18 protein-coding genes are annotated in these 14,405 nt (G+C 60.9%); 15 read left to right on the top strand and 3 right to left on the bottom strand.

All coding sequences use genetic code 11. From position 1 onward, the window contains the following. Positions 1–63 precede the first annotated feature (63 nt). Positions 64–1,329, top strand: coding sequence for a beta-ketoacyl-ACP synthase II (fabF, locus tag NOR97_RS09510; protein ID WP_257598947.1), 1,266 nt, complete (start codon positions 64–66; stop codon positions 1,327–1,329). Beyond that, positions 1,330–2,487 carry an endolytic transglycosylase MltG gene (gene mltG, locus NOR97_RS09505; RefSeq protein WP_257598946.1) on the top strand — a complete coding sequence of 386 codons (1,158 nt, stop codon included), beginning with the start codon at positions 1,330–1,332 and terminating at the stop codon, positions 2,485–2,487. Between the two features lie 84 nt (positions 2,488–2,571). Here mltG and NOR97_RS09500 read toward each other — a convergent pair whose 3' ends face one another. Further along, positions 2,572–3,837, bottom strand: a complete 1,266-nt coding sequence (locus tag NOR97_RS09500) for a DEAD/DEAH box helicase (RefSeq protein WP_257598945.1) — start codon at positions 3,835–3,837, stop codon at positions 2,572–2,574. Between the two features lie 326 nt (positions 3,838–4,163). Further along, positions 4,164–4,700, bottom strand: coding sequence for a winged helix-turn-helix transcriptional regulator (locus NOR97_RS09495; RefSeq protein ID WP_257598944.1), 537 nt, complete (start codon positions 4,698–4,700; stop codon positions 4,164–4,166). A 39-nt stretch (positions 4,701–4,739) separates the two neighbouring features. On the opposite strand from NOR97_RS09495, the gene NOR97_RS09490 reads away from it, so the two are divergent. Then, positions 4,740–5,117, top strand: coding sequence for a VOC family protein (locus NOR97_RS09490; protein WP_257598943.1), 378 nt, complete (start codon positions 4,740–4,742; stop codon positions 5,115–5,117). Between the two features lie 596 nt (positions 5,118–5,713). Next, on the top strand, positions 5,714–6,940 hold the full coding sequence (locus tag NOR97_RS09485) for a DNA-packaging protein (protein WP_257600855.1): 1,227 nt from the start codon (positions 5,714–5,716) through the stop codon (positions 6,938–6,940). Between the two features lie 19 nt (positions 6,941–6,959). On the opposite strand, the gene NOR97_RS09480 is transcribed toward NOR97_RS09485, so the two are convergent. Further along, positions 6,960–7,928: a cation transporter gene (locus NOR97_RS09480; RefSeq protein WP_257598942.1), complete on the bottom strand. Its 969-nt coding sequence runs from the start codon at positions 7,926–7,928 to the stop codon at positions 6,960–6,962. 179 nt (positions 7,929–8,107) lie between these two features. Here NOR97_RS09480 and NOR97_RS09475 point away from each other — a divergent pair, with 179 nt between their 5' ends. From NOR97_RS09475 to NOR97_RS09425, 11 genes are all read left to right on the top strand, one after another. Then, complete coding sequence (locus NOR97_RS09475) at positions 8,108–9,268, top strand: phage portal protein (protein WP_257598941.1); 1,161 nt, start codon at positions 8,108–8,110, stop codon at positions 9,266–9,268. Continuing rightward, a complete protein-coding gene (locus tag NOR97_RS09470) occupies positions 9,261–9,479 on the top strand; it encodes a hypothetical protein (protein ID WP_152458319.1) in 219 nt (72 codons plus the stop codon). Before NOR97_RS09475 ends, NOR97_RS09470 begins: the two co-directional genes overlap by 8 nt. Positions 9,480–9,493: 14 nt before the next feature. Continuing rightward, the gene (locus NOR97_RS09465) at positions 9,494–10,051 is read left to right on the top strand and encodes an HK97 family phage prohead protease (protein ID WP_374041622.1); all 558 of its coding nucleotides are present in this window, start codon (positions 9,494–9,496) and stop codon (positions 10,049–10,051) included. Between the two features lie 34 nt (positions 10,052–10,085). Next, positions 10,086–11,264 carry a phage major capsid protein gene (locus tag NOR97_RS09460; protein ID WP_257598939.1) on the top strand — a complete coding sequence of 393 codons (1,179 nt, stop codon included), beginning with the start codon at positions 10,086–10,088 and terminating at the stop codon, positions 11,262–11,264. 170 nt (positions 11,265–11,434) lie between these two features. Next, positions 11,435–12,034 carry a head-tail connector protein gene (locus NOR97_RS09455; RefSeq protein ID WP_257598938.1) on the top strand — a complete coding sequence of 200 codons (600 nt, stop codon included), beginning with the start codon at positions 11,435–11,437 and terminating at the stop codon, positions 12,032–12,034. Continuing rightward, the gene (locus tag NOR97_RS09450) at positions 12,031–12,369 is read left to right on the top strand and encodes a phage head closure protein (RefSeq protein WP_257598937.1); all 339 of its coding nucleotides are present in this window, start codon (positions 12,031–12,033) and stop codon (positions 12,367–12,369) included. Before NOR97_RS09455 ends, NOR97_RS09450 begins: the two co-directional genes overlap by 4 nt. Beyond that, positions 12,366–12,779, top strand: a complete 414-nt coding sequence (locus NOR97_RS09445) for a DUF3168 domain-containing protein (protein WP_257598936.1) — start codon at positions 12,366–12,368, stop codon at positions 12,777–12,779. Before NOR97_RS09450 ends, NOR97_RS09445 begins: the two co-directional genes overlap by 4 nt. 20 nt (positions 12,780–12,799) lie before the next feature. Continuing rightward, a complete protein-coding gene (locus tag NOR97_RS09440; protein ID WP_170343937.1) occupies positions 12,800–13,213 on the top strand; it encodes a phage major tail protein, TP901-1 family in 414 nt (137 codons plus the stop codon). A 4-nt stretch (positions 13,214–13,217) separates the two neighbouring features. Next, on the top strand, positions 13,218–13,538 hold the full coding sequence (locus tag NOR97_RS09435; protein WP_170343938.1) for a gene transfer agent family protein: 321 nt from the start codon (positions 13,218–13,220) through the stop codon (positions 13,536–13,538). After that, complete coding sequence (locus tag NOR97_RS09430; protein WP_170343939.1) at positions 13,535–13,744, top strand: rcc01693 family protein; 210 nt, start codon at positions 13,535–13,537, stop codon at positions 13,742–13,744. Before NOR97_RS09435 ends, NOR97_RS09430 begins: the two co-directional genes overlap by 4 nt. Then, on the top strand, positions 13,731–14,393 hold the full coding sequence (locus NOR97_RS09425) for a phage tail tape measure protein (protein WP_171204954.1): 663 nt from the start codon (positions 13,731–13,733) through the stop codon (positions 14,391–14,393). The genes NOR97_RS09430 and NOR97_RS09425 overlap by 14 nt, the downstream gene beginning before the upstream one ends. The last annotated feature ends 12 nt before the right edge of the window (positions 14,394–14,405 follow it).

Raw genomic sequence — 14,405 nt, 5'->3', positions numbered from 1 at the left:
CCCCCGCACCCCGGGCCGGGGTAAGAGCGGTTCTCATAACAGGAAGCAGGCAAGAGGCACTTCATGCGCAGAGTCGTTGTAACCGGTCTTGGATTGGTCACTCCTTTGGCCAGCGGGGTCGAGGAAACCTGGTCGCGGCTGCTGGACGGAGAGTCCGGCGCTGGTCCCATCACGCATTTTGATGCGGAAGGCAGTGGTGTCACCACGACCTATGCCTGCGAGGTCCCCCGCGGGGACGGAACCAACGGGACCTTCAATCCCGATGACTGGATGCCGCCGAAAGAGCAGCGCAAGATTGAGGACTTTATCCTGTATTCCATCGCGGCTGCGGAAATGGCCTGCAAAGATGCGAACTGGTTGCCGGAAGATGAAGAGGACCGGCTGCGAACAGGGGTTCTGATCGGTTCCGGCATCGGGGGGTTGGGTTCGATCGCGAATACCGCCAATCTGATCCGCGACAAGGGCCCGCGTCGGGTTTCACCGTTCTTTATTCCGGGTGCTCTGATCAACCTTGCATCAGGTCAGGTGTCGATCCGGCACGGCTTCAAGGGGCCGAACCATTCGGTCGTGACGGCGTGTTCGACCGGTGCCCATGCCATCGGCGACGCCAGCCGCATCATTCGCGCAGGTGACGCAGACGTCATGGTCGCAGGTGGCGGTGAAGGCTGCATCTGCGAGATCGGCATCGCCGGGTTCAACGCATGCAAGGCGTTGTCGACCAAATATGCCGATAACCCCAAAGCGGCCAGCCGACCCTATGACGTGGACCGCGACGGGTTCGTCATGGGCGAAGGTGCGGGCATCGTCATTCTGGAAGACTATGAGCACGCCAAGGCCCGCGGTGCGAAGATCTACGCCGAGGTGCTGGGCTATGGCATGTCGGGTGACGCGTATCACATCACGGCACCGTCCGAGGATGGTGACGGGGCAGAACGCTCGATGCGGGCGGCGCTGCGCAGTGCGGGGCTGGAGCCGAAAGATCTGGACTATATCAACGCCCATGGCACCTCGACCATGGCGGATACGATCGAGCTGGGCGCGGTTGAGCGTTTGCTGGGGGACCACGCCGCGAACGCCACCATGACGTCGACCAAATCGGCAACCGGTCACTTGCTTGGTGCTGCGGGCGCGATCGAGGCAATCTTCTCGATTCTGGCGATCCGTGATCAGGTAGCCCCGCCGACGATCAACCTGGACAACCCTGCGGTAGAGACACCGATTGATCTGGCCCCGAACGCAAAACGCGAGCGTGAGATCAATGTGGCCTTGTCGAATTCGTTCGGGTTTGGCGGCACCAATGCCAGCGTGATCTTCGGAAAGGCCAGCTAAATGTGGCGGGCCATTGCTTCGAACGCGCTGACCATTCTGGTGGTCGGCCTGTTCCTGATGGGCGGACTGATCCTTTGGGGGCAGAGCCAGTACAAGGCCGAGGGCCCGCTTGAAACCGCAATCTGCCTTCAGGTCAGAAGCGGATCGAACATGACACGTGTCAGTCAGCAGCTGCAAGAGCAGGGCGCGATCAGCAGTGCCACGATCTTTCGGATGGCCGCGGACTACACGGATCGGGCGCAGCAGTTGAAAGCAGGCAGCTTTCTGGTACGGGAAGGTGCGTCGATGGAGCAGATCATCGACGAGATCACCAGCAGCGGTGCCAGCACCTGTGGATCCGAGATTGAGTATCGTATCGGTGTGACGCGTGCTCAGACCCGTGTGCGCGAGTTGAACCCGGCGACCCTGGATTTCATAGAAATCGCGTCGTTTGATCCCTCGGAAGAAGAGGTGCCTGAGGCCTATACCGAGAAACGCAACGAGGCGGACACCCGTTACCGCGTATCACTGGCCGAAGGTGTGACCTCGTGGCAGGTGGTCGAGGCGTTGAAGGCGTTCGACGCTTTGACAGGTGAGGTGACCGAGATCCCGGCCGAAGGGATGCTGGCGCCGGACAGTTACGATGTTGTGGCGGGCCAGGACCGTAACGACATTTTGCAGGCGATGCAGGACAAGCAACAATTGCGGATCAATGCCGTTTGGGAAAGCCGTCAGGACGGGTTGCCGCTGCAAAGTCCCGAAGAAATGCTGATCCTTGCGTCGATCATCGAAAAGGAAACCGGAGTTCCGGAAGAACGCGGGCAAGTGGCCAGTGTTTTTGTGAACCGGCTGAAACAGGGGATGCGGTTGCAGACGGACCCGACCGTCATCTATGGCGTTACCAAAGGGCAAGGCACGTTGGGGCGCGGGCTGCGCCGCAGCGAGCTGAACCGACCAACGCCGTGGAATACCTATCAGATAGATGGTTTGCCGCCGACGCCGATTGCCAATCCGGGCCTGGCCAGCCTAAAAGCTGCTGTTGCGCCGGATGACACGGATTTCGTGTTCTTTGTTGCCGATGGCACGGGCGGTCATGCATTTGCCGAAACCTTGCAGGAACACAATCGCAATGTCGCCAAGTGGCGCCAGATTGAGGCAGAGCGGAATTCGGGAAATTGATCTGAACGAAATCTGGTTCCGTTCATCGTGTTGCGCCAACGCCGGTCATTGAACCGGCGTTGGCTTTTTTGTGCCGTTCCGACCTTACGCCGCCGGACGTTTGCCGCGTGGGCGTCGCCGCTTGTTTGCCGCGGGTTTTCCTTCCCCGTAGGCGGGTTTGGGTTTGAACCCCCGGCGGCGGTTGTTCGGGCGGCGCGCCGGTTTTTCAGGTTGCACAGCTTCGGGCATCGAGCCACTGGCAACTGGGATTTCGATCTTCATCAGCTTTTGGATCTGGCGCAGCAGATCAACTTCTTCCGCGGAACAGAAGGCGATGGCTTCGCCTTCGCGCCCTGCGCGGGCGGTGCGCCCGATACGGTGGACGTAGTTGTCAGGCACCTCGGGCAGATCGAAGTTGATCACGTAGGCGACGCCCGGAATGTCGATGCCTCGGGCCGCAACGTCGGTGGCCACCAGAATGTTGATTTCACCCGCGCGGAACGCCTTGATCGCGCGATCGCGCTGACCCTGGCTTTTGTTGCCGTGGATGGATGCGGCGTTGTAGCCGTCAGCTACTAGGCCCTTCATCAGCCGTTCTGCACCATGTTTGGTGCGCGTAAAGACCAGTGTCAGGGCATCCACATCTTTCGAAAGGATTTCACGCAGCTTGATTGGTTTTCCGGGTTTGGAAACGAAGTGCAACGACTGCGTAATCTTGTCGGCCGCTTTGCCCGGAGGCGAGACCTGCACCCGCTGCGGGTTGGTCAGGTAAGCGCGGCTGAGCTCTTCCATCTGCTTCGGCATGGTGGCCGAAAACAGCATGGTTTGGCGTGGAGTGCCCAGTGCCGGCGCGATTTTACGCAACGCATGGATAAAGCCAAGGTCGAGCATCTGGTCAGCTTCGTCCAGCACCAGATGGCGGACCGCTCCGAGATTTACTGCACCACGTTCCATCAAGTCTATCAGGCGACCCGGTGTGGCGACCAGAATATCAGTGCCACGAGAGAGGAACATTATCTGCTTGTTGATCGACTGGCCGCCTACAACGGTGGCCACGCGCAGCTTGGTGCCCTTCGTCAGGGTGCGCAGGCTGTCGGCGATCTGGTTCACGAGTTCGCGGGTGGGCGCCAGGATCAGTGCCTTGGCGGTTTTCGGGTCGGGCTTGCCGGGTTGGGCCAGAAGGTGATCGATCAGAGGCAGGCCGAAAGCCAATGTCTTTCCGGTGCCGGTTTGCGCCAGTCCCAGAATGTCGTGACCATTCAGAGCAAGCGGAATCGCCTGGTTCTGGATCGGTGTGGGTTGAGTGAAATTGGCGCGTTTGAGTGCCTCGTTCAGTGCCGGGGCAAGGCCCAGCATATCAAAGTCGAACAAATAACTATCCTTTACAGCCCGGAGCGTTGGCCCGCGGACAGGTCATGAAGGGTCGCGCGTTGGCGACCGGCAGGGGTTGTGCGAGACCTCGGAACGAGCAGGTGCATCCTGCGCCATCCGGCCGTCGCGTCAAGAACCCTGCGTGATGGGGAACTGGAATGATGAGTTGGCGCTGTGGGGCGGACGAGGTCCGCTCGGGCTCACGCATCAGCGCTGTGATGTGGGGCACATGAGGGTTTCGCAATGGAATGTCAAGCACTGGTAAGTCTTCTGGTGGTCTTCTGAGTTGAAAGAGGCACTGTTCGCGGCACCGGACTGCCATTGAATTAGTGCGTTAAACCAACGGCCCTGTTGATCGCCATTCCAGTATTCACGGCTTGATAGGTTGGAAATGGCATCCTCTCGGCTGTGTAAATGTCGCGTCGGATCCAGTTTTGTGCTTCCAACTGGTGAAGGGATGAGGACAGCGCCCGATCTGTAATAACCGCAAGACCTGATTTGATGGCCGAGAAACGATGCGGGGTGCCTGCCAACGCCAGAACTGGCACAGTCCATGATTTTCGTAGAAGTTTGATTTCATCCTCAGAGCGGGCGGTATTAATTATCTTGCTGGCGACCGTGGCGGCCTGGGTTCCGAATGGCGTAAGTCGAAATTCTGGACGTAAAGGGTGCCCATGGCCGGGATTTCTTTCGATCATTCCAAGTTCAATAAGATGAGAAAGGCTGGCTGCAAAGGCCGTTCGGCTAGCGTCGGTCGCTGCCAAAAGCGGGGCTTGCCGGCCCGGAACTTTGGCGTGCAGCAGGGCAAGAATTTTCAGGGACCAAGCCCGCGATGTCAGCTTGACAAGTGTATTGATGTCCATAAAGTATAGTAGCTAAATTTTAGATAAAAAGGAAGCCTCATGCCGCTCGTTTCATTGAAAAACACTATCACACTTGCGATGTCGGTGCGGGATCGACATGCCAGCGCGGAATGGTACGCTGCCAAGCTGGGATTTGAGCTTATCCACCACATTGATGAAGCAGGATGGAGCGAAATGCTGACGAATGTCGACGGAGTCACTTTGGGGCTGGGCGAACAGGCCGAAGCCTCTCCGGGGAATTGCGTGCCTGTCTTCGAAGTCGCGGATATCGTGGATGCGCGCAGAAAGTTGGAGGCGGCTGGAGTGGAATTTGACGGCGAAACGGACACGATTGAGGGGATGGTCAGCACGGCCACGTTCTATGATCCGGACAGGAATGCGCTAATGTTGGCGCAGGATTTGACAAGCCAGGGCTGAGAGCATCAGGTAAAGGAATACTCAACACAGCGGTCGCCCTGCGTTGCGCTCGTGTTGCGTAACTTATTGACATTACGTGCGTAATTCCGTACTAATTATGCCATGCTAGAAGAAGTGGGCAACGGCCCCGGGGCGACCCGGTGGCCGTTTCTTGCTTCTCTCGTGCGGAGAAAACTCACGCATGAGGTCACAGGCAAACATGACTTTGATTACCCCGGAAGAGCGGATTTCCCAGACGGCTGAATTGTTGCAGTCGCTTGAGAGGTCCATTCGCGATCTGCGGCAAGCGGCGGAAGACCTGCGCAAACAGATCGGAGCCGGGGAGGATGCAGATCTTGCTGGTTCAGCCAAGCAACTCGGGCAGTTAGAGGGGCTGATCCGAAGTTGTCAGAAAGTGGAGACAAGCTTTGTCGAACAACATCACAGACAAGCCGGAATTGCACAAGGTGGGTACGCGCTCGACCTTGACCGAGCTCGGTTTGAAGTCGGGTGCAGGCTGGCTCGCCTCCGCGCCTGTTGCGGTGCAGAACAGATTTCTGAGTGAGATCGGGGAGGGAGGGCTGTGTGCCCTCCCTTTCCTGTTCGAATTCTGGGCGCTGCCGCATCAGTTGCCGCCAGAGGGCGACTGGCGGTCCTGGGTGATCATGGGGGGGCGCGGTGCGGGCAAGACGCGCGCCGGGGCCGAGTGGGTGCGACAGATGGTCGAGGGGTCTTTGCCGTTGGATAAGGGCCAGGCCTGTCGGGTGGCCTTGGTGGGTGAGACATTCGATCAGGTGCGCGATGTGATGATCTTTGGCGACAGCGGGATATTGCAATGCTCGCCTCCGGATCGTCGGCCGCAGTGGAAGGCATCAGAGCGCAAGCTGGTCTGGCCCAACGGGGCTGAGGCGCAGGCCTTTTCCGCGCATGACCCCGAGGGGCTGCGCGGCCCGCAATTCGATGCGGCCTGGGTGGATGAGCTGGCCAAGTGGAAGAAAGCGGGTGAGACCTGGGACATGCTGCAATTTGCGTTGCGGCTGGGCGAGCGGCCTCGGGTCTGTGTGACCACGACACCGCGTAACGTGAAGGTTTTGAAGGATTTGCTGGCGTCGCCCTCCACGGTGCAGACCCATGCGCCGACCGAGGCGAACCGGGCCAATCTGGCGGACTCGTTTCTGGAAGAGGTGCGCGCGCGTTATGCGGGCACGCGGCTGGGGCGGCAGGAGTTGGACGGGGTGCTGCTGTCGGATGCCGAGGGGGCGCTGTGGACGGGGTCCATGCTGGAAGCGGCGCGCTGTGCGCAGGTGCCCGATCTTGATCGGGTCGTTGTGGCGCTGGACCCGGCGGTGACGTCCGGTTCAGGCGCGGATGCTTGCGGGATCGTGGTGGTTGGCGCGCAGGTGCAGGGGCCGCCCGAGGCGTGGCGGGCCTATGTGCTGGCCGACCGCACGGTGCAGGGCGTGGGTCCTGCGGGCTGGGCGCAGGCGGCGATTGACGCGATGGATGAGTTCGGGGCCGAGCGGCTGGTGGCCGAGGTCAATCAGGGCGGGCAACTGGTGGAAGAGGTCGTGCGGCAGGTAGACCCTCTGGTCCCTTATCGGGCGGTGCGGGCGTCACGCGGTAAGGTGGCGCGGGCCGAGCCTGTGGCAGCGTTGTACGAGCAGGGGCGGGTGGCGCATGTCTCCGGGCTGGACGCTCTGGAGGAGCAGATGTGCCAGATGACCGCGACGGGGTTCGAGGGGCAGGGCTCGCCCGACCGGGTCGACGCGCTGGTCTGGGCGCTGCATGAGTTGGTTGTGGGGCCTGCTGGGGTGTTTAGAAGGCCGAGGGTGCGGGCTTTGTGAGCCCATTGCGGCAAACACATCAAGCGCTTTGGACAGGGGCGAGTTCATCTGGCCATCGTCTGGGATGTTCAGAGACAATCAGCAGAACGTCAGCCCCGGCCAATACGGTTCGAACATCGCGTATCAAATCCAGGTTGAGGCGGTCGATTTCGTGCGCGAGAACGGAACGACATGGGTCGTAGTAAACAGTCACTAAATGGGAACGGCCCAGTTTGGTAACAGACAGATCCCGGATCCGCCCGCCATATTCAATGAGAGTTGCACGTACTGCGCGGCGCGCGGTCGCGATAGTGGCAGGGCTGGCGCTTAACCCTGCAAGCTCGCCCAATCCGCCTTTGAATTCACGGATATAAGCCCCGAGGGCCAGCAGGCAAAGCAGTAGGACAATCACGGAGTCCCCGATCGGAGCGATCAAAGCAAGTGGTCCTTCCCTGAAAAAGTAGATGGCAGCCAGGCCGATGCCTGCCGCCGCAGTGATCATCCCGTCAAAAAGCGCCGCTTTGGCCTCCAGTCGCAGGATTGAGCTGTTTCGACCGATGCGACGCCAGGTGAAATGATGAAAGGCCCAGAGCAAGGTGCAGGTCAGCCCGATCCCTGAGAAATAGAGGATCATTGGCGCAAAGCTCAATGGTTCGGGGGGCAGGCCGTTCAGATAGTTGTAGATGCTTTTGAGGGCGCTGGTGATCGCGAACAATACAAGACCCAACAAGGATAGAGAGCGGAGTGTTGAAAAGATGGCTTCGTCTGCGGCATAGCCGAACGGTCTTAACTTGTCGGGTCCGGCATCAATTCGTTGGCTGATCCTTCGGCCGAGAACGGCTGAAGTAAAACCGATCAGTGAGAACAGTCCGTCCATCATGATCGCGTTCGAATTCGACAGAATGCTGGCCAGGATTCCAGCGGCACCCATGAAGAGATTTCCTCCCATTGCTACCACGAGTGCGCGGCTTTCCAGTCGTTTTCTGATGGCCAATTCTGGCTGGGTCATTCGATCGGTCCCGCTTTGCTTTCAGTACTTTTACCAATAGCCATCCATTCGGAATTGGCCACCCACTTTGGTTGTCCGTGTTGCCCAACCCCCGTACGCCCTATTCCAAAGCCCTAAACTTCTTTCCGTCATAACTCCTTTCAACAAGCCGGGCAGAGCGGCGGCAGAAAGGAGCACAGATGGTATTCGATTTCTTGCGTCGTGGATCGGCTGAAGCGGCGCCCGAGGCAAAAGCAAGCGCGGCGGGGCCGGTGGTGGCGTGGCAGACGGGCGGGCGCGTGGCCTGGAGCCCCAGGGATGCAGTATCGCTGACGCGGACGGGGTTTTCGGGGAACCCGGTGGGGTTTCGTTCCGTCAAGCTGATTGCCGAGGCGGCGGCGGCTTTGCCGTTGGTGTTGCAGGATCAGGCGCAGCGCTATGAGACCCATCCGATCCTGTCCCTGATGCGCCGTCCGAATGCGGCGCAGGGGCAAGCGGAGTTGATGGAGGCCTTGTTCGGGCAATTGCTGCTGTCGGGCAATGCCTATGTCGAGGCGGTTCAGGCCGAGGAAGGCCTGCCGGTCGAGCTGCACGTGCTGCGATCTGATCGGATGAGCGTGGTGCCGGGGGCGGATGGGTGGCCCAAGGCGTATGACTATGCGGTTGGCGGCAAGAAGCATCGGTTTGCGGCGGAAAACATCTGCCATATCAAATCGTTCCACCCTCAGGATGACCATTACGGGTTCTCGCCGATGCAGGCGGCGGCAATGGCGATTGATGTGCATAACAGCGCGTCGCGCTGGTCGAAGTCGCTGCTGGACAATGCGGCGCGGCCTTCGGGGGCGCTGGTCTGGAAAGGTGATGGCAATGGGGTGATGGCCGAAGATCAGTTCCGGCGTCTGTCAGACGAGATCGAGCAGAACTATCGCGGGGCGCGCAATGCAGGCCGTCCGATGGTTCTGGAAGGGGGGCTGGATTGGAAGCCGATGGGGTTCTCTCCGTCCGATATGGAGTTTCAAAAGACCAAGGAAGCCGCCGCCCGCGAGATCGCGCTGGCCTTCGGCGTCCCGCCGATGCTGCTGGGGATACAAGGCGACGCGACCTATTCGAACTATCAGGAGGCCAACCGGGCGTTCTATCGCCTGACTGTTCTGCCTCTGGTGACGCGGGTGGCGGCGGCGGTGTCGGACTGGCTGGCGGGCTTTACCGGCGAGGAGCTGGTGTTGAAGCCTGACCTGGATCAGGTGCCTGCGCTGTCCGCAGAACGGGATGCGCAATGGGCGCGGGTCAATGGGGCCGACTTCCTGACCGATGCCGAGAAGCGTGCCTTGCTGGGCCTGCCGGAGCGCGCGGATGGGTGAGGGGTATCCCTCGTTCGAGTGCGCGCCAGGTCTGCGTCTGGCCGCGCATGAGCGGGTGGCCGAGATCCAGCATGCACATCTGTGCCGGCGTCTGGATCAGATCGAAGAGATGATGGAGCGGCTGGAGCGCCGGCTGTGGCTGACAGTCTATGGCGTGGCGGCGGTGATCCTGGCGCAGGCGTTTCAATCTCTCTTGGTGGTGGCGCCATGAGTTCAATGGGTTGCATGGAGAAGTTCATGGATTTGGAACATAAGTTCGCACGGTTCGGCGACAGTTTGTCGGTTACGGACGATGCGGTAATCGAGGGCTATGCGAGCCTGTTTGGGCAGGTCGATCAGGGCAGTGACGTGGTCCAGCGTGGGGCGTATCAAAGCTCGCTTGACGGGCTGAAGGCGGCCGGTCAGCGGGTCAAGATGCTGTGGCAGCACGATCCGACCCAGCCCATCGGCGTGTGGGACGAAGTACGCGAGGACGACAAGGGGCTGTGGGTCAAGGGGCGTCTGCTGGAGAGCACGCAGAAGGGCCGCGAAGCGGCAGAATTGATCCGGGCGGGTGCGATGGATGGTCTGTCGATCGGTTATCGCACCAAGCGGGCCGTGAAGAATGACAAGGGCCAGCGGGTCCTGACCGAACTGGAGCTGTGGGAGGTGTCATTGGTGACCTTCCCAATGCTGCCCAGTGCGCGGGTGGCGGCGAAGGGAAGGACACCTGACGCCGAGGAAGCCCTGCGCTGTATTGCCGACGTATTCAACGATGCCCGGCAGGAGCTGGCGCGGAACTAGCGCGCCTCAAAACCACTCAGAACAGGACATGCTGATGAGCAAGACCGAAACCCCGGCCTTGACCGGAGAGGGTGCGCCCCTGGTTCAGGAGGTGAAGCAGGCGATGGCTGGCTTCGTGAATGAATTCAAGGGCCTGAAAGCCGAAGTTAACACCAAACTGCAACAGACAGAAGAGCGACTGACCATGCTGGATCGTAAATCAACAATCGCGGCACGCCCGCATCTTGCCGCTTCGATCGAAGACGGAGCCCCGCATCAGAAGGCATTTGACGCCTATGTGCGGTCCGGCGAAGATGACGGGCTGCGTGGACTCGAGATGGAGGCCAAGTCCCTGTCAACAGCGGTCAACAGCGATGGTGGCTATCTGGTTGATCCGCAGACTGCCGAGACGATCAAGTCGGTTTTGAACTCGACCGCCTCGATCCGTTCGATTGCATCGGTCGTGAATGTCGAGGCAAATTCGTTCGACGTGCTGATCGATCACACCGATGTAGGTGCGGGCTGGGCGGACGAAAACTCGGCCACGGCGGAAACCGGAACGCCGTCGATCGATCGCATCTCGATCCCGCTGCACGAGCTGAGCGCGCTGCCCAAAGCGTCGCAGCGTCTGCTGGATGACAGCGCCTTCGATGTCGAGGGCTGGCTGGCCGGGCGCATTGCCGACAAGTTTGCACGCGCCGAGGCGGCGGCTTTCATCAACGGCGATGGCGTCGACAAGCCCAAGGGGTTGATGATCCACCGCGCGGTTCCGAATGATGGCTGGTCCTGGGGCAGCCTTGGTTATGTCGCGACCGGTATTGATGCGGGTATTGATGCGGATGCGATTGTCGATGTGGTCTATGCGCTGGGCGCGCAATACCGGGTCAACGGGACCTTCGTGATGAATTCGAAGACCGCAGGTGTGATCCGCAAGTTGAAGGACAGTGATGGCCGCTTCCTGTGGTCCGATGGTCTGGCCGCAGGTGAGCCGGCGCGTCTGATGGGCTATCCGGTTCTGATCGCCGAGGACATGCCGGATGTGGCAACCGACAGTTTCTCGATTGCCTTTGGTGACTTCCAGGCCGGTTACACCATTGCCGAGCGTCCTGATTTGCGCGTGCTGCGCGATCCGTTCAGCGCCAAGCCACATGTCCTGTTCTATGCGACCAAACGCGTCGGCGGCGATGTCAGCGATTTTGCTGCGATCAAGCTGTTGAAATTCGGCACCGCTTAACGCGGGCTGAATCCGGGGGGCCCTGGCCCCTCGGACGGCGGGCGCGGGCCGGAGTGAGATCCTCTGCGTTGTCTAGCTGCTCCCCTCCGTCCGAGCAACGTGGGGCGGCGCGTGCCCGCCAATTTCCAAAGATGGGGCCCTGGAGGGGTCCGAGATTGCGGAGTGAGTGGATGATGTTGATCGAAGAGACCGCCATCGCGGATGCGGCGCTGCCGGTGGATCAGTTCAAGGCGCATCTGAGGTTGGGCACGGGCTTTGCCGAGGATGATGTGCAGAATGAAGTGTTGAAGGGGTTCCTGCGGGCCGCCATTGCGGCGATCGAGGCGCGCACTGGCACGGTTCTGAACACACGGGATTTCTCGTGGAGTTTGAACAGGTGGCGCGACCCGTCGGGCGAAGTGCTGCCTGTGGCCCCGGTGGTTTCAGTTCAGGCTGTGACGCTGACTGACAAGCAAGGAGCCGAAACAGTTGCAGACGCTGCGACCTATCGGCTGGAGCATGACAGCCAGCGGCCCCGGATACGCCCATTGGGATCCAGCCTGCCTGCCATCGAAACGGGTGGTTCCGTAAAGATCTCGTTTGTCGCGGGGATGGCGCAGGATTGGGGCGGGCTGCCTGCCGATCTTGGGCAAGCCGTGCTGCTGCTGGCGGCGCATTACTATGAATACCGGGATGAAACCTCGTTGGGCGCGGGTTGTATGCCCTTTGGTGTCACCAGCCTGATCCAGCGCCATCGCATGGTGCGTTTCGGGGCGGGGGTATCGCAATGAACACGCCGCATCTGAACCGTAAATTGGTGCTGGAGGCGCCAACGCGAACTGCTGATGGGGCGGGGGGCTATACTCAAACATGGGCTGCGATGGGGACACTGTGGGCCGAGGTGACGGCGCGCAGTGGGGCGGAACGGCAGATCGCCGGAGCGTCCGTGTCGCGTGTCGGGTACCGCATCGTGGTACGCGGTGCGCCCATGGGTTCTTCGATGCGCCCCGCGCCGGATCAGCGGTTTCGCGAGGGAAATCGCTGTTTCGTAATCCGCGCCGTGGCCGAGCGTGACCCGCGCGGCAAGTTCCTGACCTGTTTCGCAGATGAAGAGGTGGCGGCATGAGCTATGGCGTTTCCGCCGCATTGCAGGCGGCCGTGTATCAACAGCTTGCAGCGGACGCAGCAGTCAGCAGCCAATCGGGGGGCGCGATCTATGATGCCGTACCCGCGGGAACCGTGCCGCAGACCTATGTGACGCTGGGCCCCGAAGAGGTGCGTGACGCGTCGGACCGAACAGGCACGGGCGCGATACACCGCTTCACCGTTTCGGTGGTGTCCCAGGAGGCAGGGTTCGGTGCTGCCAAAACACTGGCCGGCGCGGTGTGTGACGCGCTGGAAAACGCGCCACTCAACCTGCTTCGCGGGCGTTTGGTGGGGCTGTGGTTCGAGCGGGCCTCGGCCCGACGCACCGGGACCGGCGGCACCATCCGCCAGATCGACCTGAAGTTCCGCGCTCGCGTGGAAGATGACTAAGCAATCAACGGAGAGAGCACATGGCTGCCCAGAACGGAAAAGACCTGTTGGTCAAAATGGATATGAACGGAACCGGCCTGTTCCAGACCATCGCGGGGCTGCGGGCCACGCGCATAAGTTTCAATGCTGAAAGTGTGGATGTCACCAGTCTGGAAAGCCAGGGTGGATGGCGCGAGCTTTTGTCCGGGGCGGGGGTCAAATCGGCTTCGATCTCTGGCTCTGGCGTGTTCAAGGATGCCGGCACGGATGAGCGTGCGCGGCAGTTGTTCTTTGATGGCGAAACTCCGGCTTTTCAGGTCATCATCCCTGATTTCGGGATTGTTGAAGGTCCGTTCCAGGTGACCAGCATCGAATATGCGGGCTCGCACAACGGTGAGGCGACCTATGAGATGAGCATGGCCAGTGCCGGTGCTCTGACCTTTACGGCGCTTTGATCCGATGGCCAATCCGTGGACAGGCGAGGTGGCGCTGACCATCGATGGCGAGCAGCGGGTGCTCAAACTGACGCTGGGTGCTTTGGCGGAGCTGGAGCAGGAGCTGAATGCTGGGTCGCTGGTTGAGCTGGTGCAGCGGTTCGAGGGCGGTGCGTATTCCAGTGCGGATGTTCTGGCGCTGATCGTTGCCGGTTTGCGGGGCGGTGGCTGGAACATTGCCCGGGCCGACCTGATGCATGCCGAGATTGAAGGCGGCCCCATGGCTGCCGCCAGAACCGCAGCCGAATTGTTGGCGCGCGCCTTCATGGTGCCGGAGGGCACATGAGCGGGTTCGACTGGCCTGCCCTTATGCGGGCCGGGTTTCTGGGGCTGCGACTGACGCCGGATCAATTCTGGCGTCTGACCCCGGCAGAGCTGCGGCTGATGCTGGGGCAGGGGTCCGGAGCGTCTGCAATGAACCGGGCGGGGTTGGATGCCTTGCTGGCGGCTTATCCGGACAAGACACAAGGAGAGCGTGATGACAGATCGTGACGGGTTTGATGACCTGCAAGAACGAGGCGAAGCGCTGGGCGATTCCCTCGGCGATGCTGCGACGATGGCGGCGGCGTTTGACAGCCAGATGAAGCGCATCAGCGCCGCATTTGAAGAAACCGGCAAGGATGTCGCCACGCTGGAGCGCGGCATGTCCAGCGGATTGCGCAAGGCCTTCGATGGTGTCGTTCTGGATGGGATGAGTCTTTCCGGTGCCCTGGATGTCCTGAAGAACTCCTTGATCCAAACGGCTTATGCGGCCGCGATCAAGCCGGTGACGGACCACTTTGGAGGAATGCTGGCCAACACGGTCGGCGGGTTGGTGAAGGGAATTCTGCCTTTTGCTGATGGCGGCAGCTTCAGCCAGGGCCGGGTGATGCCCTTCGCCAATGGCGGTGTGGTCAGCGGCCCGACAACGTTTCCCATGCGCGGAGGCACCGGGCTGATGGGAGAAGCCGGGCCCGAGGCGATCATGCCGCTTGCGCGCGGGGCCGATGGCAAGCTGGGTGTGCGCACGCAGGGCGCTGGGCGTGCCGTGAATGTGGTGATGAACATTTCAACACCGGACGTGCAAGGGTTCCGCCGGTCTCAGGGGCAGATAGCGGCCCAGATGAGCCGCGCGTTAGGGCGCGGCAATCGCAACAGATAAATCAGGGAGCAG

This window comes from Ruegeria sp. YS9 (assembly GCF_024628725.1).
In the GTDB taxonomy this organism is placed as follows: Bacteria; Pseudomonadota; Alphaproteobacteria; order Rhodobacterales; family Rhodobacteraceae; genus Ruegeria; species Ruegeria atlantica_C.
This window is presented reverse-complemented; position numbering and strand designations above follow the sequence as displayed.

Bases quoted from the DNA above. Each gene is read 5' to 3' on its own strand.
- fabF (WP_257598947.1), top strand. From the start codon at position 64: ATGCGCAGAGTCGTTGTAACCGGTCTTGGATTGGTCACTCCTTTGGCC.
- mltG (WP_257598946.1), top strand. From the start codon at position 1,330: ATGTGGCGGGCCATTGCTTCGAACGCGCTGACCATTCTGGTGGTCGGC.
- NOR97_RS09495 (WP_257598944.1), bottom strand. From the start codon at position 4,700: ATGGACATCAATACACTTGTCAAGCTGACATCGCGGGCTTGGTCCCTG.
- NOR97_RS09490 (WP_257598943.1), top strand. From the start codon at position 4,740: ATGCCGCTCGTTTCATTGAAAAACACTATCACACTTGCGATGTCGGTG.
- NOR97_RS09480 (WP_257598942.1), bottom strand. From the start codon at position 7,928: ATGACCCAGCCAGAATTGGCCATCAGAAAACGACTGGAAAGCCGCGCA.
- NOR97_RS09475 (WP_257598941.1), top strand. From the start codon at position 8,108: ATGGTATTCGATTTCTTGCGTCGTGGATCGGCTGAAGCGGCGCCCGAG.
- NOR97_RS09470 (WP_152458319.1), top strand. From the start codon at position 9,261: ATGGGTGAGGGGTATCCCTCGTTCGAGTGCGCGCCAGGTCTGCGTCTG.
- NOR97_RS09465 (WP_374041622.1), top strand. From the start codon at position 9,494: ATGGAGAAGTTCATGGATTTGGAACATAAGTTCGCACGGTTCGGCGAC.
- NOR97_RS09460 (WP_257598939.1), top strand. From the start codon at position 10,086: ATGAGCAAGACCGAAACCCCGGCCTTGACCGGAGAGGGTGCGCCCCTG.
- NOR97_RS09455 (WP_257598938.1), top strand. From the start codon at position 11,435: ATGATGTTGATCGAAGAGACCGCCATCGCGGATGCGGCGCTGCCGGTG.
- NOR97_RS09450 (WP_257598937.1), top strand. From the start codon at position 12,031: ATGAACACGCCGCATCTGAACCGTAAATTGGTGCTGGAGGCGCCAACG.
- NOR97_RS09445 (WP_257598936.1), top strand. From the start codon at position 12,366: ATGAGCTATGGCGTTTCCGCCGCATTGCAGGCGGCCGTGTATCAACAG.
- NOR97_RS09440 (WP_170343937.1), top strand. From the start codon at position 12,800: ATGGCTGCCCAGAACGGAAAAGACCTGTTGGTCAAAATGGATATGAAC.
- NOR97_RS09435 (WP_170343938.1), top strand. From the start codon at position 13,218: ATGGCCAATCCGTGGACAGGCGAGGTGGCGCTGACCATCGATGGCGAG.
- NOR97_RS09430 (WP_170343939.1), top strand. From the start codon at position 13,535: ATGAGCGGGTTCGACTGGCCTGCCCTTATGCGGGCCGGGTTTCTGGGG.
- NOR97_RS09425 (WP_171204954.1), top strand. From the start codon at position 13,731: ATGACAGATCGTGACGGGTTTGATGACCTGCAAGAACGAGGCGAAGCG.